Below are 21665 nucleotides of genomic sequence, written 5' to 3' on the forward strand. Positions count from 1 at the left end.
GTCAGGCTCCGTCCAGCTGGGGCAGCCGGGGGTTTTGCACGGACTGGGCCAGCAGCTTGCGGACCGCTCCGTCGATCTCCTCGGCGTGCCACAGCCGGGGCAGTTCCGCGGTGGGGCCGACGTTCCAGCCCTCGTACACGCTGAGCAGTCCTTTGCTGAAGCCGAAGACCTGCCCGGTGACACCGGCGGACCGTTCGCTGCCGAGCACGAGGCGGCCGCCGGACAGGATGTCGAGCAGCGCGGCGTCCTCGGCGATGCGAAGCGGGTCGTGCAGCGGGACGACGACCACTGCGGTGCCGATGGTGATGTTGCGTGTCCGTTCGGCGATCGCCGTGCCCAGCATCAGCGGATTACCGAGGATCCCGTAGCGCGAGAAATGGTGCTCCGCCAGCCAGCACGAGTCGAATCCCAGCTCGTCTGCGATCTGGATCTCCTCGATGGTGTCTCGCAGCACCTGCGCGTCGTCTCCGTCACCCTCGGCCGGAAACAGATTCATCACACCGAATTTCATGCTTCAACCCCCTCGTTACATTCCGACCAGTAGGTATGTTACGGATAGCGAACTGAGATCGTCAAGGTCCGGATGTCCAGGCTCCCGGCACTTCCCCGGCGGACGGCACCGGCGTTCGCGGGCCGTTCCACGGCCTCCACCGAACGGCGTCAACGCCGAGGTCAGCAGCACCATGGGGCGTCCTCAGAGGCGCGGTCGTCCGAGCGCGCCCCCCGGGTCCTCCGCCCCCGACGGACATCCCCGGCCCGGTGGGTAACCGGGCACGCGACGGTGCCCATTTTCTCACACCGACCGGTCGGGACGTTATTGGCTGGAAGAAGCCCTGCTCGCCGGTGAGGTCAGCCCCTCCAGAACCAGCTCGGAGAGCTGGTCGGCCACTTCGGAGACGGCCAGCAGACCGTCAGGGCGGTACCAGTTGTACGCCGAGGTCAGCATGCCGAGGACTCCGAAGCTGGCGATACGCGGCTGCAGGGCCGGATTGAAGACCCCTTCTTCGATACCCTGGCGGATCACCGACTCGTATATCGCATCGAGCTCGTCGCGCTTTTTCTTAATCGCGGCGAAGCGTTCCTCGGTAAGGAAGCGACGCTCCTGAGTAAACACGGTGACATGGGCCCGGAACTGGTCGATGGCCACCAATGACTCAAGGATGAGCTGCCGCAACCGGTCAGTCGGGGTCTCGAACGACTCTAGAATGCGACGGCAGTTCCGGAGCCGGTCATCGATGTATTCCTCCTGTATCTGCTGAAGGATCTCCTCCTTACCGGAGAAGTGATGGTACAGGGCTCCCTTGGTCAGGTTGGCCTCCTTCACGATGTCCTCGACGGACGTCGCGTGGTAACCGCCGACCTCGAACAACTTCAGTGCACTCGCCAGCAGCGCCCGCCGCGTCTCCGCGGGAGAATAGGTGCCTCGGGGGCCACCTCGTGATGCGGTACGTGCCATGGTTCTCGTCCCCCTTACCTAGAACGGTTTTCCAGTGGTTATCTGCCACACAGGGTAGGGCGTCCTCCGTCACGGTGCGCGAGGTCAGGAGAGGAGCGTCGAATCGGTTTTCTGCGAGGATTCCCGTAGCGCCCGCTTGAGCACCTTTCCCGAGGGATTGCACGGAAGCTTGTCCACGAAAGCCACGGATTTCGGCGTTTTGAAGGACGCGAGACGTTCACGGCAGTAGCCGATCAGATCGTCCTCCGCCAGCGTCGCGCCGGCCTTCAGCACGACATACGCCTTCGGCACCTCCTGCCAGCGCGGATCCGGCACACCGATCACCGCCGTCTCGGACACGAGAGGATGAGTGTAGATCACCCGCTCGATCTCCTGGCTCGCGACGTTCTCCCCTCCGGAGCGGATCATGTCCTTGAGCCGATCCGTGATGTGCAGGAAACCATCCTCGTCCACCATTCCGACATCACCCGTGTGGAACCAGCCCCCCCGCCATGCCTGAGCGGTCAGTTCCTCGTCACCCCAGTAGCCGGGCGTCACCTTCGGGCCGCGGAGCACCACCTCACCCTGAACACCCGGACCGGCGTCGTTCTCGTTCTCATCGACCACCCGATACTCCACGAAGGGCACGGCCGTGCCGACGGAACCACGCTTCGACACGACGTGTGCGGCGTCCATGTAGGCGATGGCGCTGCACGCCTCCGTCATGCCGTAGGCCTGGAACAGGCGGGTCGCCCGCAACATCTCCCGGACCTCGCGGTACAGCTCTCCGGCGGCCGCGCCGAAGATGATCCACTTGAGCGAGGAGAGGTCCCGCGAGCCGTCCGAGGCCGACCGCAGGCTGTGCAGAATCGCCTGCACGAAGATACCACCGGTGACCTGGTGCTCCTCGATGAGCCTGAGTGCCAGTGGCGCGTCGAACTTTCGCATTATCACCAGCGCCCCGCCGTTGAGGAACGCACCGACGCCGGGTGAGTCCCAGGCCGCGACGTGGTACAGCGGGGACGAGACGAGAAGCCGGTCCGCCGAGGAGAGGCCGAACTCGCTCGTCTGGGCGAGGACGTTCAGCGCGGCCATGCCGTGCGTGATGATCACGCCCTTTGGCCGGCTGGTGGTCCCCGAGGTGTACATGATCCGTTGCGGGTCGTCGAAGACGACCTCCGCCGGCGGGACCTCCCGGCCCGAGTAGTCGGTCAGCACCTGGGAGAGCCGCGACCATCCGGGAGAGCCGCAGCCGTCACCGTCGAGCCGCACCAGTGCCCGCAGGCGCAGGTCCTCGCAGATCTCGTGCATGACCTCCACGAACTCGCTCTCGCAGATCACCGCGACCGCCCCCGAGTCGGGGACCAGGAACTCGAGTTCCACCCGCTGGAGCCGGTAGTTCAGCGGTACCGCGATGGCCCCGAGCCGGTAGACGGCCAGCACCGCGCAGACGTACTCCGGCGAGATTGGGCAGCATGTGCCTGAGCAGGATCCGCAGGGTCGGCACCCCGGCGCAGCGCAGGCCGAGTACGAACGGACGCTCCCGTAGCGACAGCGTCTCGGCGCGGATCACCCGGGCGTACTGCGCCCAGCCGATCAGAGCCAGTACGAGGATCAGCACGGCGAGAGAACGTCCGTGGCTGGCGATGATCGCGATGGCCAGCAGGATGAACGGCAGGGCGAGCTGCGCCTCGACGAACCGGGAGATCACCGCGTCGGCCGCTCCCCGGTAGAACCCGCTCACCAGTCCGGCCAGCGTGCCGGGGATGGCCCCGGCCAGCATGCCGACGATCGCGATGACGAAGGTGAGCTGGCCGCCATGGACGATCCGGGACAGGACGTCACGCCCGAGGTGATCGGTGCCCAGCGGATGCGACCAGTTGCCGCCGTCCATCCAGACCGGTGGCTGGAGCACGTCTCCGAGCGTCTGCAGTGCCGGGTCCGGCAGCGGCAGCAGCGGTGCGGCGAGGCAGATGAGACCGATCACCGCCAACGGCAGCCCGCCGGAGAGTCGCCAAAGACCTCCGGTCGGGGACGTGAGCGTCCGGCCTGGTCGGGCGCGCTCAGCCGCATCGGCTGAGCGCGCCCGGTACCACGCCGGATCTCATCCGGCGAGTTCGACAGGGACGCTCAGGGGGTCGGGGTCGGGGTCGGGGTGTCCGTCATCGTGGGAGTCGGCTCGGCCGTGGGCACGGCCGGGGTCTCCGTCGGCACCGTCGGGGCGTCCGTGGGCGTCGGGAGTGGCGGAGCGGTGGGAGTCTCGACGGGCGGGGTGGGGCAGGGGGCAGGGTTGGGGGTACGCCACCTGCCGTCCGGCCGCCACTGCCGGGGGAGCCACCAGCTGTCACCGCGCCAGAACTTCTTACTGGGCCGCGACAGGTCGAAGACGTAGGCGGCGGTCGCCGTCTCGCCCTGGGTCGTGGCGGTCACCGACACCCAGTCGCCCTGCCTGACCACGTTGCCCCGCCGGCCCGCGAGGGTCCGGGTGGAGTCATTGATCGCGTACGCCCTCTCGAAGCCGTCCTGGCTTCTCACCGTGATCGAGTCCTCCGCCAGGGCGATCGCCTCCCCGGTCTGGGCGAACACCGTGAAGCCGCAGCCGTCCTGCGCGGGCAGGACGAACTCGCCGTGCAGCGCGCCGGGGAATGCGATCAGGGGCACCTGCGGCGCCGTGGTGGCGGTGGGCGTGGGAGTGGGAGTCGGCGTCTCCGCCCCTGTCGGTGAGCCCGTCGGGGACGCGGTCGATGACCCCGTCGGGGACGCCGTCGGGAGCACCGTCGGGGACACCGTCGGGGACACCGTCGGGGACACCGTCGGGGACACCGTCGGGGATTCCGTCGGGACGGGCGGTGGCGCTGCCGCCGACGCCGCGGACACGCCGACGCCGCCCGAGGCCGCCAGCACGGCGGCGGTGGCGAAGACCAGCGGACCCGAAATGCGCCGCCGTGGTCCGCCCGCTCCACTCGACAGGGCTTCGTTGGGCCTTTCAGGGTTTGTTGGCGTCACCTTGTCCTCCATCTGGCTTGATCCGGAACCGGCGGCGGCGTCCGAGGGGTGCTTCCGCCTGCCGCCGAGACCGAGGACCACTGCCCGGTCGTGATCCTCCGTCGATGGGCGCGGAGAAGACTGCCCGCTTCCATCCCACCCATGCCGACAAAACAGCCGCTCAACGCCCGAATCCGGATATCCCACCAGGTCGCTGCGGCATTTCGCGGATCAAACAAATCGGCCGGGACCGCGCCTCGCGGGAAGGCGTCGTCGAGCTCCTGGCCGGGGAATCCTCACATACCACCCCAAAATGGGACTCTCCCCCGGCGCCCGCGAGCACGGAGGCGCGCCAACTTTCTCCATATAGAGTATATTTCGGTTATTAGCTAACAAGGGAACAAGATGTGAATCGGGTCTACGAGGCGCTCGCACATCCGACTCGCCGCCAGATTCTCGCGCTGCTACGGCAGTGCGACCGGTCGGCGGGCGAGATCGCCGACCATTTCGACATTTCCAAGCCCACCCTGTCCGGCCACCTCCGCCTGCTCCGCGAGGCCGGTCTGGTCTACGGCGAGCGCAGGGGAACTTCGATCATCTACCACCTGCACGTATCCCTGCTGGAGGAGTCCCTGGGCGCACTGCTCGATCTGTTCAGGATCGGAGACGCCAGGCCACCCGATCCCGTCCAGCCCTCATCGCCCCCCCGCCACGACCACGAATGAGAGGGACATCGATGACCGAGAACATCACCGACGACAGGACCGTGAACCCGCGTCCCGGGCTGATCGGCGGCGCCGTGGCGCTGCTCGTCTCGGCGGGCGTCTCGATCTGGGGTTGGACACAGATTCCCGCCGACGCCCTGCTGCCGGTGCACTGGGGTCCTTCCGGTGAGGCCGACCGGTTCGCGGGCAAGGTCGAGGCTCTGGGCCTGCTCCCGCTGATCATGCTGGCGCTCTGCGTGATGTTCGTCGTGCTGCCGCGTCTACTCCCCCGCCGGCGGCACCTGGCGAGTTCGGCCCACACCTACACCGCGGCCTGGATCGGCTCGCTCGCCCTGCTCACCGGCATCCACACGGTCAGCATCGTCAACGCCACCGGGGGCGACCTCCCCGTCGTCCGGTTCGTCATCGCCGGAACGGGGGCGCTCTTCCTGGTGCTGGGCAACTACCTGCCCAAGACCCGCAGCAACTGGGCCGTGGGGGTGCGCACTCCCTGGACGATGCAGAGCGAGCGCTCCTGGCAGCGTACCCACCGGCTGGCAGGACGGCTTTTCGCCGCCCTCGGCGTGGTCCTGCTCGTCGTCGCGTTCCTGCTCCCGATTCCCGCGCTGTTCCCGGTCGTGCTCGCCGGGGCGGTCATCGCGAGCCTGGTCCCGCCGGTCTACTCGTGGTGGGTCTGGCGTGCCGAGCGGAGCGGATCGGCGGACACCGGAAGGTAGGGACGGCAGGGGCCGATCAGGCGTAGGCGGCGACCATGCCGACGACGACACCGACGAGCGAGACGGCGGTGAGCATGGAGCCGAAGACGACCGCGCCACGCCTGCCGCGCCGCACCTTGGAGACGTAGAGGAGCACGTACGGCAGGAAGGCGAGCACCCCGACACCGAGGAACGGCATGGTCAGCGCGGCCAGGATGCCCGAGGTGCCGGTCGCGACGGCACGGTCGCCCTCGGGGGTGAGCTGTGCCCGCCTGACGTCACCGGCCGTGGAGTCGGGCGAGGCGTCGACCGGGATCGTGTCACCACCGCCGTCGGGCGCGAAGCTGCCCTTGCAGTCGTAGCGGCCCCGGCCCAGTTCCTCGCACGAGACGACCGTGAGGGTGCCGGGGGTGCCGACGGAGCCGGTCGCGAGCTTGAGGCCGGAGACCGCGAACACGAAGGGCGACACTCCCAGTCCCACCCAGAGGAGGAGCAGGATCGCCATGCCGACCCGCCCCGGTGTGCGGCCGGGACCGGGGGTCGGCACCGGCTGGAAGGCGTTCACCACGTCGTCGAATGCGTTGCTCATGCGAACAGGTTGGGGCATGCCACTTGCGAATTACCTGCTCATGACTTGTAGAGGATGCTCATGGTTCGCGTACCTTGTCCCGGTAAGCGATGGCCTTGGCGTGGCGCACGGCATCCGGTACGCGGGTATCAGCCATGGCCCCGTACCGGTTCTCACGACTCGCGCCGGGACGCCCTCTCCTCCGCCTCCTCGGCGTCGAGCTTGGCCGCCTCCTCGGGAGTGGGCGCGGTGCCCCCGAGGTGGTGGGGCTGCCACCAGACACCCTTCGGGATCTCCGGGTAGCCCCGCTGCGCCTGGTCGAGCATCTCGCTCATGCGCCCGCGCAGGTCGGCGGTGACGGCGTCGTAGTCGTCGCCGCGCTTGGGGTGCATGGGCTCACCGACCCGGATCGTGATCGGCACGTGCCGCTGCAGCAGCTTCTTGGGGTGGCCCTTGGTCCACAGCCGCTGGGTGCCCCACAGCGAGACCGGAATCATCGGCACCTTGGCGCCGACGGCCATCCGGACCGCGCCGTTCTTGATCTCCTTGATCGTGAAGGACCGGCTGATCGTGGCCTCGGCGAACACGCCGACGACCTCTCCGCCCCTGAGCGCCTTCAGCGCCGCGCCGAACGCGGCGGCACCCGCGGCGCGGTCGACCGGGATGTGGTGCATGCCGCGCATCAGCGGGCCGGAGATCCTGTGGTCGAAGACCTCCTTCTTCGCCATGAAACGCACCAGGCGCCTCGAAGGACGCGCGGCCAGGCCCGCGAAGATGAAGTCGAGATAGCTGATGTGGTTGCTGACCAGCACGGCTCCGCCGGTCCGCGGGATGCGCTCGGCCCCCTCGATGCGAATCTTGGTGTCCAGCGCGCGGAACAGGGTCAACGCCGCCCCGATGACCGGGGGGTACACGATCTCAGCCATGGCTGAACCGTACCTCAGCCGCTCCTCCCTCCCACACCCGCGAGGAGAGGGAGGCGGCTCAGTGTCCCCGGAACGCCTCCTCCAGCCACCACGAACCCCGCGCACGGCTGACGTGGGCGTGGATCAGCAGGGGCCGCTCCCTGGCCCCGTCCAGCCAGCGGGCCACCTCGGCGAGATCGGACCTGTCCCTCACCGTGACGGCCTCGCAGCCGAAGCCGCGGGCGATGGCGGCGATGTCCACGGGCGGGAAGGTCACCGTGTCCAGGGGGTGGCCGTCCGGCCCGAAGTGGTGCACCTCGGCGCCATAGCCGTCGTCGTCGTACACGACAATCACCATCGGAAGACCGAGCCGCACGACGGTCTCCAGTTCGGTTACGCCCATCAGCGCGCCGCCGTCGCCCAGCGCGGCCACCGGGAGCCGGTCCGGCTGGGCCAGGGCGGCACCGATCGCGGTGGCCAGGCCGAGACCGATCGACTGGAACGCCTGCGTGAAGCAGAAGCCCCGCTCGTCGGGAACGTCAAGGAACATCGACGGATATCCCATGAAATTTCCGGAGTCGATGGAGAGGACGCGTTCCGCGGGGAGCAGGTCGTCCAGTTCGATGGTCAGCGTCCTGGGGTCGATGCGGCCGTCGCCGCTCTCGTCGGTGTAGGGCACGTCCCGCCAGCGGTTCTCCCCGGCGATCCGGGTGGCCAGCGCCGCCGAGCGGTAGCCGGTTCTCGTGTCGTCGCCGAGCAGCCGGGTGACCTCCCCCGCGGTGCGGGCGACGTCACCTGTCACGCCGAGGTGGACCGGGCGGTGGGCGCCGAGCGCGGCGGCCTCCAGGTCGACCTGGACGACCGTGGTGTCGCGGCCGATCAGCGTGCCGTGGCGCGTCGTCCACATGTTGAGCGCGCACCCCCAGCCCACCAGCACGTCGGCGTCACGGATGAGCTCGGCGGTGAGCGGCGAGGCGAAACCACCGCTGACGTCCAGGTCCCACCGGCTGCCCCGGAAGAGCCCCCTGGCCACGGCGGAGGTGGCCAGCAGCGCTCCGGCCCGCTCGGCGAGCTCCTCAAGTTCGCGCCGCGCCTCGCGGGCACCACGTCCGGCCACGAAGACGGGGCGGCGTGCCGCCGCGAGGATCTCCGCCAGCCGGGCGACCTCCCCGGCCTCAGGTACGGCCGTCGGAGCGTTCCCGCCCGAGGCACCCGCAACCGAGGACCCCGGCACGTCCGGGACGTTTCGGCCCTGGACCTCCAGTGGGAGGTTGAGCAGGACCGTGCGGCGGCCTTCGCCGGCGACGCGGAACGCCTCGGCGGTGTCGGCGGCGGCGGTCTCCGCCGAGGAGATCCGCAGCGGAACGGCACCCACCGCCTCCGCCAGCGCGGCCTGGTCGACGAAGAAGTTGGAGCGGGGCTTCGTCACCTCTCCCGCCAGCACGATGAGCGGGGTACGGCTCTTGGCGGCCTCGGCGATGCCGGTCATCGCGTTGGTGAGCCCCGGCCCCTGGTGGACGCTGAGCACGCCGACCCTGCCGCTGAGACGCGCGTAGGCGTCGGCCATGGTCGCCGCGCCGCCCTCGTGACGCGCGGCGACATAACGCGCGCCGTACGCGACCAGGGCGTTGGTCACGTGGAAGTTGCCGCTGCCCACCACCCCGAAGGCGGTGTCCACGCCGAGCGAGGCCAGGGTCCGGCCCACCACCTCCGCGACGTTCACCTCTCGACCAGTGCCAGCACCCGCAGCGGGCTGCCGGAGCCTCCCACGATGGGCAGCGGCGACGCGACGACCACCGCGCCGGTCACCGGTAGCCGATCGAGGTTGCGCAGCTGGGTCAGCCCGTACTTCCCCGCGCCCAGCAGGAAGGAGTGGCACGGGAAGGCCGGGTCGAAGCCGTGCGCGGCGCCGGCGTCCGTGCCCACGGTCTCCACGCCCAGCCCGGCGATCGAGGTCTCCTCGGCCAGCCAGCGGGCGCACTCGACCGAGACTCCGGGCGTGTGCGGGCCCGTCTCGTTCGCGTTCAGGAAGCGCTCCTGGTCGTGGGAGCGGGCGTCCCAGCCCGTGCGGTAGAGCAGCCATCCGCCTTCGGGCAACGGCCCGTTGGCCTCCTCCCACGCCTTGACGTGCGCGATCTCCAGCAGGAAGTCCGCGTCCCCGGCCGCCTCCGCGGCGAAGTCGAGGACCACGGCCGGGGCGATCAGCCGGTCGACCGGAACCTGCGAGACGTCCTCGCCGTCCTTTCCGGTGACCCAGTGCACCGGGGCGTCGAAATGGGTGCCGGTGTGCTCTCCCGTCACGATGTCGTTCCAGTACCAGGCGGGGCCGCGGTCGTCGTAGCGGCTGATCTCCTTGAGTGTGAACGGGACGGTGTTGCCGAACGGCTCCGGCAGTCGCAGGATCGGCGTCTCCGAGGACAGCGGAGCCGTCAGGTCGACCACCTCGATTCCGCCGTTCCGGATGCTCTCCACCAGGTTCCGCAACACCGACATGACGCCTCCAACACGGGTTGAGATCTGGGCAGATCTTCCTACAGCGCCACCGTCCGCCGCCACCTCTCCCGGCGCGTGGCCTCGCCGTGGCGAGGTCACGCGGCTTACCGGGACTCCGTGCGGGTCCCGGTAAGCCACGCGGCCGGGCTCCTCGTGAGGGACGCCCGTACCGGCATGTGCGAAGCGGGACTAGCGCGTGGCCAGCAGGCCCTCCAGGAGGCCGAGGACCGCCTGGATCGGCGGGGGTGTGGTCCCGAACTCCACGTCGGTCCCGCTGACGGAGTCCATCACGGTGACCGAGTTGGGCGGCAGGCCCCAGCGCTCGCCGCCGTCGTGGCCGACACCGACCTCGATGCCGGCGAAGGTGACGTACTCCCAGTTCTTGAGGTCCCTCCTGAGTGCCTCGTGGCCCTGTCCGGTCGCCCACTTGGCGACGGCCGCGAGGATGTCACCGAGGGTGTTCTCGCGCTCCTTCAGATCGCCGGACTGGAGTTCCTCGATCAGACGGTCCAGTTCGGCACGCTGGGCGAGAAGTGCCTTGATATCGCTCATGAGGGGCCTTTCGAAGGAGGTGAGGGTACCCGGATGACAGCGCTGAACTCGTCGGAACATCGTTCAAGCCGTAATCGGGCCGCCGCTCGGGCACCCCCGCCGCGATCCGCGCCCTGCCGAAGGCTCCACCGATCGCCGGAGAGGGCATTGCTGTCATGCGTCACATAATGGTGCCGCACCCGCCCGCCCGCCGTCGATCCATAAATATGGGCTTTTAACAGCCCAGAATCATTGAGGCGGAGTCATGCCCGGAGAAACATCGGAAAACGGCGTCGCGCACGCGGACGGTGAGGCCGAGGCACTCCTCGCGACCCAGCGTCCGGGCCTCGAAGCCGAGACCGTGCCGTACGGCGAAGCGGTGCGCGTCCTGCGGCGGCCGCCGTACGGGAAAGTCCGCCGTTAGGGCTTCGACGTCTCCGTGTCTTTTTCCGGAGGCGCATCGGGGTCGACAGGCGGTGGCCTCCGGTGCGGTAGGTCGTGCCGTACCGGAGGCCACCCCTATCGGGGAGCCACCACACCTGGTAGGGGCTGATGATCAGCGTCTGCCCCTACCGGGTGTGGGTCATCTGGCCCAGGTCCACTTCTGGTTGTTGCCGCCCGAGCAGGAGTAGAGCTGCACTTTGGTGCCGTTGCCGGTGCCCGCGCCGACGGCGTCCAGGCACAGTCCGGACTGGACACCGACGATGGATCCGTCGGAGTTCAGGCGCCACTTCTGGTTTGGTGCTGGAGTTGGGCACGTCCAGGCATCGGCCGGAGGCGACGCCCCTGATCGGTCCGCTACCACCACCGGGCGTGGGTGTGGAGGTCGGGGAGCTCTGGTCGAGGCCGAAGAAGCGGATCGCGTGGATGGCCATTCCGGTGTGCGGCAGGTCATGGCCGGCTCCGGAGACGGTGTACGCCTCGACCTGGCTGGACCCGTAGGCCCGCTTGGTCCACCCGGACTGCGGGGTGGTGGTGGAGGTGGGGGTCTGGCTCAGCCCCCACACGTTGGTCCACTGGTCGACCTCCTCCTGCAGCATCGTGTAGTTCAGCACGGAGTCGTTGGTGCCGTGCCAGGCCTGCACGCGCGGCCGGGACCCGGTGTAGCCGGGGTAGGCGTTGCGGGCCAGGTCACCCCACTGCTGCGGAGTCTTGTCGCCGCACCCGGCGGGCCCGAGGCAGCCGTAAGGCACACCCGAGAACGGCGCGCCGGCCTTGAACACGTCCGGGTAGGTGGCGAGCAGGTTGTTGGTCTCCATCGCCCCGGAGGAGAAGCCGGTGGCGAACACCCGCTGCGGGTCGCCGTTGTAGCTCTGCAGCACGTGGTTCACCATGGAGACGATCGACACCGGGTCACTGCCACCGGCGTGACGCAAGGCCTCGTTCGACCACACGTCGAAGCAGTTCGACAGGCCGTTGGCGCTCTTGTTCGCCTGCGGGTAGATGACGATGAAGCCGTACTGGTCGGCCAGCCTGGCGAACTCGGTGCCCTGGTAGAAGGCGGTGGCCTGACCGTTGCAGCCGTGCATCGCCACCAGGATGCCCGGACGGGGCGCCACGTTGTTGGGGACGTACAGGTACATCTGGATGTTGCCGGGGTTGGACCCGAAGTTGGTCACCTGGGTCAGGGACGCGGCCATCGCCTGTGGCACGGGAGCCGCGAGCATGGACAGTGCGGTCACCACGGCGGTGCCCACAGCCGCGATCAGGGCCGCAACGATGCCGGTGCGTTTTGTCGTATGCCGTTTCAATGTTCTGCTCTTTCTACAGGGGACGCGCCTGGCCACGGCTGTGTCGGCGGATTCCGTTTCCCGCCGAGAAGCCATCAAGCGGGTTTCAGAACGTCATCGGGGTCGGCAGGTGGTGGCCTCCGGCGCGGCTTGGGGGATACACCGGCTCCGGGTCGCACGGGTCCGGCTCTCGCCGAGGCGGCCGGCTGGGGCCGCCGCCCCGGCGGGGGATCGTGGTCAGACGCGGGTCCAGCGCTGGTTCGCGGCACCGCTGCAGGACCAGACCTGCAGTTTCACGCCGTTGGCGGTGGAGTAGTTCGGCACGTCCAGGCACTTGTTCGCACCGACCGCGGTGATGCTCCCGTCGCTGTTGAAGCGCCACTTCTGGTTGCTCTGACCGTTGCAGTCCCAGATCTGCACCTGCGTGCCGTCGGCGGTCCCCGCGCCGAACACGTCCAGGCACTTGCCGCCGTACACGCGCAACTCACCCGTGCTGGTCAGTGTCCACTGCTGGTTGGTCTGACCGTTGCAGTCCCAGATCTGCACCTGCGTGCCGTTGGTCTGCGAGACGCCGGTGACGTCCAGGCACCGGCCCGAGCCCGCCCCACGAATCGCACTGATGGGCAAGGACGTCGGGGTGGGGGTGGGGGTGCCGGATTGGCCGACGCTGCCGGGAACGGACTGGAGTGCGGTGTACCAGGCGGCGGCCATCTTGTCGTAGCCGCCGGCGGTGGGGTGGATGCCGTCGATGAGGTCGGCGGTGGTCAGTTTGCTGTGCATGTCGACCAGGTGGACGCGCTTGCCACCGTTGACCTTGCTCTGCACGATGCCGGGGATGGCGGCGTTGAAGGTGCGGGCGGCGGCTTCCTGGCCGGTGTTGGACAGCGGAATGACGGTGGCGACGAACACCTCCGCGTTGGGGGTGGTCGTGGTGATGTGGTCGATGAGTGTCGAGAGCCGCTGGGGTGCGGTGGAGAGGTTGTAGTTCTGCAGGACGTCGTTGGTGCCGATGTGCAGTAGCACCGTGCGCGGGTTGTGGGTGCGCAGCCAGTTGGTGATGTTGGCGTCGATCTGGTCGATGCGCCACCCGGGGTGTCCCTCGTGGTCGTGGTCGCCCAGGTTGCCCGGCCCGTTGTACTGCGACCCGACCAGGTCGACCGTGTAGCGGGCGGCGGCCAGGCGCTGCCACAGTCCGATGCGGTATCCGCCCGGCACCTGGGTGCCCTCTGTGATCGAGTCACCCAGCGGCATGACCCGCACCCCGCCGTTGGACTCCGCGCCGGCGACCCCCGCCCCCAGCATCGTGCCCAGCACCACCGCGGCCACGGCCAGGGGCATCGCGGCTAACCGTCGTCTCCACCTACGCATGCTCAATCCCCTCGGGCGGCTGCGAGCAGGTCCAGCCGGCAGCTCGTGTTATCGCTAGCATTTTCAGAACCAGCTTTCTCATGAACGAACGCTGTGAGGTAGTGCGCCTTCGCGGCCGGACATGGGGGTCCGACGCACGGCCGGATGGCCGACTGTTCTCTGCGGGTCACATCGGCGCAGACCATGCGCCGGCCGCTCCGGCTCTCCTGGTGCGCGAAAAGCCGTCCATCAAAGATCGGTGGCCGCGAGGGGCGGATCGCAGGGATGGGGTGCCCATCCGGATCTCGCCACCCCCGGTCATCGGTGCACCTCATGAGTCAGGGCGACGATTTGTTAACGTTAACAATAAGCGTGCGGACTGTTCCCCTCTCCGTTGGGTGACTGGAGACGGTGGTGGGGCGAAGCAAATATGAGACGACAGAGCGCTGTCAAGGAGCTGGGTCAAAGTTTTTCGACGGGCGCGATGGCCGAGCACGGCTCACCTGGCATTACCAGGGTGGCCGCACCGGCCCGGCGAGTACGTGGTGATGGAAGTTTCATCGACATGTCCTCGGGTGAGGTGACAGGACCACCGTGGTGATTCATCGCGCCGATGCCACCGCAAACTTTCAGGGATTGATACAGACGTTGAAGCACGTGTAAAGCATCTTCATAGAGCAGCGTGGCCGAAATTTTCTGTGAGTCCTTGACACATTTCGGATATGTTTCCACACTGAGTCCCCAAGGCGGCCTTCCCTGCCGGCTGGTGGTGCTCTGCAGGGGGCGCCGTTCGCGACGCCCTCGCGGTGTGCGCTCCCCCTCTGGGGCGCGGCGTCGATTCCGCGGGATGTCTTCGCGTGTCCCCCTTTTTCCGCGACTCAGTTATGGAGGCTCAGGCATGGGCTCTACCGCCTTATCTCCGCCTGGAACCCGTCGGTCCTTCCGTGGTTTGCGCCGGGCCTTGGTCGCCGGCGTTGTGGGCGTGCTCGGCACGGTCACGGCGCTGACGGTGCCGGCCCCCGCCGGTGCGGCGGCGAGCACGCTCGGCGCGGCGGCTCAGCAGAGCGGCCGGTACTTCGGCACCGCGATCAGCGCCGGCAAGCTCGGCGACTCGGCGTACACCACGATCGCCAACCGCGAGTTCGACATGGTGACGGCCGAGAACGAGATGAAGATCGACGCCACCGAACCGAACCGGGGGCAGTTCAACTTCACCAACGGTGACCGCGTCTACAACTGGGCCGTGCAGAACGGTAAGCGGGTACGCGGTCACACCCTGGCCTGGCACTCCCAGCAGCCGGGCTGGATGCAGTCCCTGTCCGGCGGCACGCTCCGCCAGGCGATGATCGACCACATCAACGGCGTGATGGCCCACTACAAGGGCAAGATCTACGCCTGGGATGTGGTCAACGAGGCCTTCGACGACAACAACGGGGGCCGGCGTAACTCCAACCTGCAGCAGACCGGCAACGACTGGATCGAGGTCGCCTTCCGCACCGCGCGCGCCGCCGATCCGGCCGCCAAGCTCTGCTACAACGACTACAACATCGACAACTGGACCTGGGCCAAGACCCAGGGGGTCTACAACATGGTCCGCGACTTCAAGCAGCGCGGTGTGCCGATCGACTGTGTCGGCCTGCAGTCGCACTTCAACAACAACAGCGCCTACAACAGCAACTACCGCACCACCATTCAGAGCTTCGCCGCCCTCGGCGTCGACGTGCAGATCACCGAGCTGGACATTCAGGGCGCCCCCGCCTCGACCTACGCCAACGTGGTCAATGACTGCCTGGCCGTCCCCCGCTGCACCGGCATCACCGTGTGGGGCGTCCGCGACAGCGACTCCTGGCTCTCGACCAACCCGCTGCTGTTCGACGGCGGCGGTAACAAGAAAGCCGCCTACACCTCGGTCCTCAACGCCCTCAACGCCGCGAACCCGAACCCCACCCCCACCCCGACCGTGACTCCGACGTCTGGCGGCGGTAGCGGACCGATCAGGGGCGTCGCCTCCGGCCGATGCGTGGATGTGCCCAACGCCAGCACCACCGACGGCACTCAGCTACAGATCTGGGACTGTAACGGTCAGACCAACCAGCAGTGGACCCGCACCTCCGCCGGCGAGTTCAGGGTGTACGGCAACAAGTGCCTGGACGCCGCCGGTACCTCCAACGGGGTCAAGGTGCAGATCTACTCCTGCTGGGGCGGCGACAACCAGAAGTGGCGCCTGAACAGATCCAGCGGGATGAGAAATCCCGGCTCCAAAAGGGGTAGGGGTAGGTCTCCGCAGGTCGGAGACCTACCCCTGCTACTTGTAGCGGAATTATGCGACCAGCACGCCTACCAGGGCCAACGCCCATAACGATCAGCCAGAGGGCACAACCAGGGCACTCGACACATCCGCAGTGCCCTCGGCGAAGAAGGCATCCATAGCCTTCCGAGCCCGGTCCGCAGCGTCCGGCATCAGGTGCGTGTACGTCCGGAGCGTGAACCCCGGATCGGTGTGCCCGAGGTATTCGGCCACCGTCCGGATGTCGACGCCGGCGCCGAGCCAGGCCGACGCCGCGGTGTGCCGAAGCGCGTGGCACCCGTGTTCCCGGTACGTCTTGCGCCTCTCCCCCGCGCCGGGCGGCGGGACGATTCCCGCGACCTCCAAGCCCAAACGCCACGTGTAGTTGAAGGTGTTGCGGTGCAGCGCTCCCCCGCGCGGGCCGGTGAAGAGCAGGGCGGCCGTCGTCGGCTCGCCGTCCGGCGTCCGCCAAGGCAACGTCACCTCGACCGGCGGGTGTGCGGCGATGTGCGCGCTGAGCCGAAGCGCGACCGACTCGGGCAGCGGGACCGTCCGCGTCTTGCCGCGCTTCGGCGGAGCGAACACGAGCTGACCGCCGATGATCCGCACCTGACGGAGCACCCGGACCGCCCGGCCGAGGAAGTCGACGTCACCCAAGGCGATGCCGAACAGCTCGCCCTGCCGGTGTGCGCACCCGGCGCCGAGGTAGGCCATGGCCCGGTACGGGGCCGGGAGCGCCTCGCCCATGGCCTCGACCTGACCGAGCGTCCAAGGGACGACCTTCTTCGGCGCGCGCGCCGGCGGCCGCACTGACTTCGTGGCGCACGGGTTCCGGCCGATGATCTGGTCGTCGATCGCGGCATTGAAGATGGCCGACACCGTGCCAACGACGAGCTTGATCGTGGACGGCTGAAGTCCGGCGCCCTCCATCTCCTTGACCCATGCCTGCACGAGGGATGGCCGCTTGGCGAGCATGCCCATGGTGTGTGCGCTGATGCTCTTGCCGAACACCCACTTAGACATGCGGCTATCGATCTGCGCCAGGGTGCCCGGGTCGGAGGTCAGGCCGTCGCGCCACTGCTTCGCGTACGAGGCGAGGGTGACCTGGCCGGCCTTCGGGTCGAGGTAGTCGCCGCGGTCGAGGCTGGCCTTGATCTGTGCGTCCTTGCTCTGCGCATCGGGCAGCTTCTCGAAGTTGAGCTTCTGCGGCACGCCCGCGTCGTCGCGCCATCGGACCTGCCATCGCTTGCCCTGGCCGTGCTCGGCGGTCGGTACCTTGGCCGGCCTGCACTTGCATTTGGCTTCGCCCGGCTTGGGCCGGGACTTGTGCCAACGATCCGCGACGGCCATTACTCCCCCTCTGGGTACGCTTCGCGATCAAGCTTGCGCATTACCTCAAGGGACGATGCCTCTCCTGTCGGGTCGCCCGCGTTGATACGTCTGGCGATCTCCAGGTCTGCGGCCCGCTTCCTTGCCAGCTCTTCCTCGGTGCGCTCACCTGGCATGTAGTAGCGCCGTCTCCCCTTGGGACGCGCGTGCATCTGGAAGTCCGCCAAGTCGTCTTCATCGAACGACTTCTTTAGAGGCTCCCGTCCGTCCGCCCAGTTCCACACCTTCCCTGCTGGAAAGCTGCCGGCGGCTGTCACTTCGACCTCGGTCGAGTCGGCCACGGGAGGCAGGAGCAGGGCGTTCGGGTTCACGCCCAGGACAACCGCCAGAGCCACGAGGTCATCAGCGTCCACTCGGCGCGTGCCGGTTCCCCCGCCTCCTGCTGCATTCTCGATCTTGTTGAGCGCATCGACGCTCAGGGGTCGCCCTGTCTCGGTGACCAAACGAGAGAGGTCGCGAAGGCTGAGCCCACGAACCCCCCGAATGCGCTTCAAGTTGATCGCCACGGCGCGCCCAGAAGGGCCGATCTCGATTCGTGCTGTCGACATAATCGCGACGCTACCACCACAACTTGCGGACGCCCAACACCTCCCATTACTGTCGATCTAATCTCGACGCTTCGTCGAGAGAATCACGACACTGGAGTAAGTATGGCTATCACCTATAGCGAGGCTGCTCGGCGGAACCTCGCCAAGCCGTCCGAAGTCGCGGAGTTCTTAGGCGTGCCCGAGAAGACCCTGACCGAATGGCGCTATCTCCGGAAGGGTCCGCCCTACGGGAAGGTAGGGCGCTACATCCGTTACAGCTGGCGGGATGTCGAGTCCTGGTTCGCCGAGCAGGTTCGCGGCGGTGCCGCCTGATGTCCACCAAGCAAAAAGGTCCCGGCGGGAGCAGCCACTCCCACCAGGACCCGAACGACCAGAAGGCCGCCAACGACAAGGCACAGCCTAGCGCCCGCCGATTCGCCCGTCATGCCGAACAGGCGGCTCTCTTCCTGACTGCGACGGCCTACCCGCTCGGGAGCGGCCTGCAGACCATCACGGTCATGATCGACACCGAATGCCAGTGCGGCGACTGGCACCGGCACACGATCAAGCCGCCCGTGCCGCGGCTGCTCCGCCGGCGTGCCCGATGCGGCACCCGGTATGAACTCGCCCTGCACGCGCCCAGAGCGACCCGTCGCGGAAAGCGGGCCGCGTGATGCCTGAGCTGATCATGCTCGCCGCCGCCTTGGCTCTCGTGGGCCAGGGCATGCCGGTGTTCCCCTGTGTCCCGAACGGGAAGCGCCCCCTCGGCAGGCTTGTCCCGAACGGCTACCTCGACGCAACCACCGACATTGAGTTGGTCACGCGGTGGTGGACGTCCTACCCGAGGGCGAACGTCGCGGTCCCTACCGGCTCGACCACGTTCGACGTGCTTGACGTCGACATCAAGCCCGCGGGTAGCGGGTATCCGGCGTTCAACCGGATGAAAGCCGCCGGTCTCCTGCCCGTACCGTTCGCGGTCATCAGCACACCGGCCGGCGGGCTGCACTGCCGGTACGTCGGCACCGAGCAGGCGTGCGGGTCACTGTCCCGCCACTTCATCGACTGGAAGAGCAGCGGCGGCTACACCCTGGTTCCGCCCTCGGTAGTCGACGGGCGGCCGTACACGCTCGTATCGGAGCGTCCCCAGGAACGGCACCAACTCAACTTTGGGGCGGTCCGGCAGTTCCTCGACCCGCCCAAGCCCATCACCTCGGCGCCCCGCCGCTCGACCAGCGGAACCGGCATCCCGCACCTCGCCGCATGGCTGGCCGACAAGACCAAGCCAGGCCGCAACCAGAGCTTGTTCTGGGCCGCGTGCCGAGCCGCGGAGAACGGCGCCACCGAGGCCGAGCTTCACGCCCTGTACGCCGCCATGCAGTTCGGCGACGGATTCGACGAGCGACAGGCAGCCCGCACCGTGGGCGACGCCTACCGCACCACCCGAAGGAAGAGCGCATGACGGATGATTCTCTTCCGACAGTGTCAGATTCGAGCAAGCCTGTGAGCAGGGATTCCGACACTTCTTACACTCCTGACACGGGTCTCTTGGGTGGGCTGCGAACAGGAAAGTGGCTCGACGAGCAGGTCTTCGAGCCCATCCATGAAGTGGTGCCTGGTCTGATCCCTGCAGGGTTCAGCCTGTTCATCGGCAAGCCCAAAATCGGTAAGTCGTGGGCGATGGGCGGGATCCTGCTCGCCGCGGCGAGCGGCGGTCTCGCCCTCGGCGTGATCCCCGTGGGTGACCCGCAGACCGTCATGTACTTCGCCCTCGAAGACGGCGACCGGCGCATGCAGGACCGATGCCGCGCGCTCCTCGGCGAAGGGGTACCGATCCCTGAGCGGTTCAACTACCTGACGACCGTTCCGCCCGGACAGATCGTGATCACCATCGAGGCATACCTTGCCTCCTACCCGGAGACCACGCTCCTCGTGCTGGACACCCTGGGAAAGGTCATGCCGAACGCCAGCCCCGGCGAGAGCAGCTATCAGCGCGACTACCGCATCGGCGGACAGCTCAAGCGGATAGCCGACATGTACCCAAAGCTCGCCCTGGTCGTCATCCACCATGACCGGAAAGCCGAGTCCAGCGACTTCATCGACGCCGTATCCGGTACGCAGGGACTCGCCGGGTCGGCTGACACGATCATCCTGCTGTCCCGCAAGCGGCAGTCCACCGACGGTCTGATCAACGTCACCGGCCGCGACGTCGCCGAGGGCGAATATGCGGTGACCATGACCGATGGCCGGTTCTGGAAGCTCGACGGCGAGACCCTCAGTGAGGCCGCGAAGAACGTCCGTAAGCGGGAAGAGTCCGCCGGACTGTCGGAGACCTCGAACAGCATCCTCGACTACGTCGGCCAGCATCCCGAGGGCGTACAGGCGAAGGACGTCGTCGAACGGTTCGGTAAGGACGCGTACACCTACCTCGATCGTCAGCTCAAGGCGGGTCGGCTCGTCAAGCCGAAGCGCGGTCTCTACCTGGTACCACCTGTGTCAGAAGTGTCAGAAGTGTCGAAATCCCAGGTCAGCGGGCATGACGAAACTGACACTGAGGAAATGGCGGAAGACGTCCCGCAGGCTGCCGAGGTGGTGGCGCCGGTTCATGAGGATCAGCTGACTGTCCCTGACATCCCGCCCATCGAGGACCCGCCCGAGCCTGCTCCCGGGCGTCCGCGGACCACCAAGCCCAAATGCGGATGGTGCAAAAAGGCATTCACGCCCGCCCGGAAAGGCACCGCGTACTGCTCCCGTAACTGCCGGCAGAACGCCAACCGGGCCGCCAAGAAGAAGGAGGGACGGTAATGCCCGAAGAGACTCGCGCCCACCTCGCCGAGGCGATCGTCTTGGCCTGGGTGACGAACAACTACCACGCAGCCGTAGGCATCCACTACATGCGCGACGTCGCCAGCGGACAGACGCTCCTCGCGAACCTGTACGGACGCGCCCTCGTCAACTCGTGGATGACCAGCGAGTAGCCGGTGACGACGAAGCGCCACGGAGACGGCCCGCTTGCTCTGGGGGCCGTCTCCGCTTTCGACGCATGGGTCATCCGGCACGCCCACCAAGACAAAGCCGTCGGACTCCCCATCCCGCGTGAAGTCGTCGACATCGTCCGCCGAGTCTTCACCCCTACTTCCGCTGACGGAAGTAAATCCGGCGCCCCTGAAATCCTTGTAATGAGCACGTCGCAAATGGCGGAACGCATGGGCTGCTCGGCCCGCTGGGTCCGCCACCTCTGCGAAACAGGCCAAATGGCCGGCGCCCACAAAGAAGGCCGGTCATGGGTGGTGATCAGAATCAAGGAGACCCATGGGCACGACGAAGACGAGAACCGCGGCTGAGACCCTCGACGCCCTCAAGGCGCGCATCCTGGCCGGAGACGAAACCGTCACAGCTGAGGAACTCGCCCAGACCACCCATGCCGCCGAGCACGAGAAGCTGCTCCAGCAGGCCGCCGAGATCCTCGCCGCCGAGCAGGCAGAAGCCGACCGCCTCGACCGTGTTCGCGCCATCGCCGAGCAGCTCCTCACCGCGTACGACGACCCCGGAGAGAACGACGACATCGAGGCGCTACGGGCCGCGGTCGCCTCGATCGTCCGCCGAGCAGACCGCCGCAAAGAGGCTTTCCGCGAAGCGTACGGAGCGCTCGCCCGTGAAGGTGTCCGCATCGGCGACGAACCCACAGCCGGCATCAGCAGACGCGAAGCAGCCATGGGAGTGTCTGACCGCGTCGTCGTCGGCGAACAGACCATCACCTACGTAGCGCCAGGCCGGACCATCGCCGACGCGATCTCTTCCGCCCTCGGCGACCTCGGCAAGAGCGACGGCATCCTTGCCCCTGGCCTCCTCGTGCGGGGCAAGCGCGAACCCCGGCAGGAGACCGCCGAGCAGGCACAGCGCCGGGAAGAGATGCGACAGGCCATGCTCGCCAAGATGCGCCAGCAGGAGCAGACCAAGTGAGCCGAGACCCGATCCGAGAGCGCTTCCCCGCCCTATTCGGAGTCAGCAGCCCGGAAAAGACCAACGACAGGCCGCAAACCCTCGGCAC

Annotated in this window: 25 protein-coding genes and 1 pseudogene; 11 read left to right on the forward strand and 15 right to left on the reverse strand. The window is 67.7% G+C overall.

Annotated elements, in window-relative coordinates:
- Position 1: 1 nt before the first annotated feature.
- The 5 genes and pseudogenes from IG98_RS0128745 to IG98_RS52030 all read right to left on the reverse strand — a co-directional run bounded on the left by IG98_RS0128745 (position 2) and on the right by IG98_RS52030 (position 4096).
- Complete coding sequence (locus IG98_RS0128745; protein ID WP_030918938.1) at positions 2-511, reverse strand: LLM class flavin-dependent oxidoreductase; 510 nt, start codon at positions 509-511, stop codon at positions 2-4.
- A gap of 303 nt (positions 512-814) precedes the next feature.
- Positions 815-1456 carry a TetR/AcrR family transcriptional regulator gene (locus IG98_RS0128750; RefSeq protein ID WP_084195725.1) on the reverse strand — a complete coding sequence of 214 codons (642 nt, stop codon included), beginning with the start codon at positions 1454-1456 and terminating at the stop codon, positions 815-817.
- Between the two features lie 84 nt (positions 1457-1540).
- The gene (locus IG98_RS0128755; RefSeq protein ID WP_084195726.1) at positions 1541-2878 is read right to left on the reverse strand and encodes an AMP-binding protein; all 1338 of its coding nucleotides are present in this window, start codon (positions 2876-2878) and stop codon (positions 1541-1543) included.
- 16 nt (positions 2879-2894) lie between these two features.
- Positions 2895-3329, reverse strand: a pseudogene (locus IG98_RS54645) (ABC transporter permease); the annotation flags it as partial.
- A gap of 236 nt (positions 3330-3565) precedes the next feature.
- Entirely contained in the window at positions 3566-4096 is a 531-nt protein-coding gene (locus IG98_RS52030; protein ID WP_051753093.1) for a hypothetical protein, read from the reverse strand.
- 731 nt (positions 4097-4827) lie between these two features.
- Between IG98_RS52030 and IG98_RS0128775 the strand changes: the two genes are divergently transcribed.
- Both IG98_RS0128775 and IG98_RS0128780 read left to right on the forward strand, forming a co-directional pair.
- Positions 4828-5145: an autorepressor SdpR family transcription factor gene (locus IG98_RS0128775; protein ID WP_030918955.1), complete on the forward strand. Its 318-nt coding sequence runs from the start codon at positions 4828-4830 to the stop codon at positions 5143-5145.
- Positions 5146-5156: 11 nt separating this feature from the next.
- The gene (locus tag IG98_RS0128780) at positions 5157-5861 is read left to right on the forward strand and encodes an SdpI family protein (protein WP_051753098.1); all 705 of its coding nucleotides are present in this window, start codon (positions 5157-5159) and stop codon (positions 5859-5861) included.
- A 16-nt stretch (positions 5862-5877) separates the two neighbouring features.
- On the opposite strand, the gene IG98_RS0128785 is transcribed toward IG98_RS0128780, so the two are convergent.
- The 5 genes from IG98_RS0128785 to IG98_RS0128805 all read right to left on the reverse strand — a co-directional run bounded on the left by IG98_RS0128785 (position 5878) and on the right by IG98_RS0128805 (position 10358).
- Positions 5878-6429 carry a hypothetical protein gene (locus IG98_RS0128785; RefSeq protein WP_030918961.1) on the reverse strand — a complete coding sequence of 184 codons (552 nt, stop codon included), beginning with the start codon at positions 6427-6429 and terminating at the stop codon, positions 5878-5880.
- 152 nt (positions 6430-6581) lie between these two features.
- A complete protein-coding gene (locus tag IG98_RS0128790; RefSeq protein ID WP_030918964.1) occupies positions 6582-7334 on the reverse strand; it encodes a lysophospholipid acyltransferase family protein in 753 nt (250 codons plus the stop codon).
- 58 nt (positions 7335-7392) lie between these two features.
- On the reverse strand, positions 7393-9036 hold the full coding sequence (locus IG98_RS0128795; RefSeq protein WP_030918967.1) for a thiamine pyrophosphate-binding protein: 1644 nt from the start codon (positions 9034-9036) through the stop codon (positions 7393-7395).
- Positions 9033-9806 (reverse strand): cyclase family protein, encoded by a 774-nt coding sequence (locus IG98_RS0128800; RefSeq protein ID WP_030918970.1) that lies wholly within the window; start codon positions 9804-9806, stop codon positions 9033-9035. Before IG98_RS0128800 ends, IG98_RS0128795 begins: the two co-directional genes overlap by 4 nt.
- Positions 9807-9995: 189 nt before the next feature.
- Positions 9996-10358 (reverse strand): hypothetical protein, encoded by a 363-nt coding sequence (locus IG98_RS0128805; protein WP_030918973.1) that lies wholly within the window; start codon positions 10356-10358, stop codon positions 9996-9998.
- A 244-nt stretch (positions 10359-10602) separates the two neighbouring features.
- Here IG98_RS0128805 and IG98_RS50910 point away from each other — a divergent pair, with 244 nt between their 5' ends.
- Complete coding sequence (locus IG98_RS50910; RefSeq protein WP_157594573.1) at positions 10603-10761, forward strand: hypothetical protein; 159 nt, start codon at positions 10603-10605, stop codon at positions 10759-10761.
- Between the two features lie 145 nt (positions 10762-10906).
- Here the strand turns inward: IG98_RS50910 and IG98_RS54925 are convergent, their stop codons facing one another.
- The 3 genes from IG98_RS54925 to IG98_RS50915 form a co-directional block, all read right to left on the reverse strand.
- Positions 10907-12034, reverse strand: a complete 1128-nt coding sequence (locus tag IG98_RS54925) for an extracellular catalytic domain type 1 short-chain-length polyhydroxyalkanoate depolymerase (protein WP_425428113.1) — start codon at positions 12032-12034, stop codon at positions 10907-10909.
- A 270-nt stretch (positions 12035-12304) separates the two neighbouring features.
- Positions 12305-13405, reverse strand: a complete 1101-nt coding sequence (locus IG98_RS53620; RefSeq protein ID WP_245651759.1) for a lectin — start codon at positions 13403-13405, stop codon at positions 12305-12307.
- A 471-nt stretch (positions 13406-13876) separates the two neighbouring features.
- A complete protein-coding gene (locus IG98_RS50915; RefSeq protein WP_157594574.1) occupies positions 13877-14146 on the reverse strand; it encodes a hypothetical protein in 270 nt (89 codons plus the stop codon).
- Positions 14147-14375: 229 nt separating this feature from the next.
- Here IG98_RS50915 and IG98_RS0128825 point away from each other — a divergent pair, with 229 nt between their 5' ends.
- A complete protein-coding gene (locus IG98_RS0128825) occupies positions 14376-15773 on the forward strand; it encodes an endo-1,4-beta-xylanase (RefSeq protein WP_245651760.1) in 1398 nt (465 codons plus the stop codon).
- A 3-nt stretch (positions 15774-15776) separates the two neighbouring features.
- Here the strand turns inward: IG98_RS0128825 and IG98_RS0128830 are convergent, their stop codons facing one another.
- Positions 15777-17051, reverse strand: coding sequence for a tyrosine-type recombinase/integrase (locus IG98_RS0128830; protein ID WP_037971558.1), 1275 nt, complete (start codon positions 17049-17051; stop codon positions 15777-15779).
- Positions 17051-17638 (reverse strand): helix-turn-helix domain-containing protein, encoded by a 588-nt coding sequence (locus IG98_RS52680; RefSeq protein WP_211264145.1) that lies wholly within the window; start codon positions 17636-17638, stop codon positions 17051-17053. Before IG98_RS52680 ends, IG98_RS0128830 begins: the two co-directional genes overlap by 1 nt.
- A 102-nt stretch (positions 17639-17740) precedes the next feature.
- Between IG98_RS52680 and IG98_RS0128840 the strand changes: the two genes are divergently transcribed.
- The 7 genes from IG98_RS0128840 (at position 17741) to IG98_RS0128865 (ending at position 21577) form a co-directional block, all read left to right on the forward strand.
- Positions 17741-17950: a helix-turn-helix domain-containing protein gene (locus IG98_RS0128840; RefSeq protein ID WP_030918991.1), complete on the forward strand. Its 210-nt coding sequence runs from the start codon at positions 17741-17743 to the stop codon at positions 17948-17950.
- On the forward strand, positions 17950-18291 hold the full coding sequence (locus tag IG98_RS0128845; RefSeq protein ID WP_030918994.1) for a hypothetical protein: 342 nt from the start codon (positions 17950-17952) through the stop codon (positions 18289-18291). The genes IG98_RS0128840 and IG98_RS0128845 overlap by 1 nt, the downstream gene beginning before the upstream one ends.
- Positions 18291-19076, forward strand: coding sequence for a bifunctional DNA primase/polymerase (locus IG98_RS0128850; RefSeq protein WP_051753102.1), 786 nt, complete (start codon positions 18291-18293; stop codon positions 19074-19076). The genes IG98_RS0128845 and IG98_RS0128850 overlap by 1 nt, the downstream gene beginning before the upstream one ends.
- Positions 19077-19162: 86 nt before the next feature.
- Positions 19163-20419 carry an AAA family ATPase gene (locus IG98_RS0128855; RefSeq protein WP_051753104.1) on the forward strand — a complete coding sequence of 419 codons (1257 nt, stop codon included), beginning with the start codon at positions 19163-19165 and terminating at the stop codon, positions 20417-20419.
- Positions 20419-20592: a hypothetical protein gene (locus IG98_RS50920; protein ID WP_157594575.1), complete on the forward strand. Its 174-nt coding sequence runs from the start codon at positions 20419-20421 to the stop codon at positions 20590-20592. The genes IG98_RS0128855 and IG98_RS50920 overlap by 1 nt, the downstream gene beginning before the upstream one ends.
- Positions 20593-20595: 3 nt before the next feature.
- Positions 20596-20958 (forward strand): hypothetical protein, encoded by a 363-nt coding sequence (locus tag IG98_RS50925; RefSeq protein WP_157594576.1) that lies wholly within the window; start codon positions 20596-20598, stop codon positions 20956-20958.
- Entirely contained in the window at positions 20927-21577 is a 651-nt protein-coding gene (locus IG98_RS0128865) for a hypothetical protein (protein ID WP_030919004.1), read from the forward strand. The genes IG98_RS50925 and IG98_RS0128865 overlap by 32 nt, the downstream gene beginning before the upstream one ends.
- Positions 21578-21665 lie beyond the last annotated feature (88 nt).

This window comes from Streptosporangium amethystogenes (assembly GCF_000721075.1).
Taxonomy (GTDB): Bacteria; Actinomycetota; Actinomycetes; order Streptosporangiales; family Streptosporangiaceae; genus Streptosporangium; species Streptosporangium amethystogenes.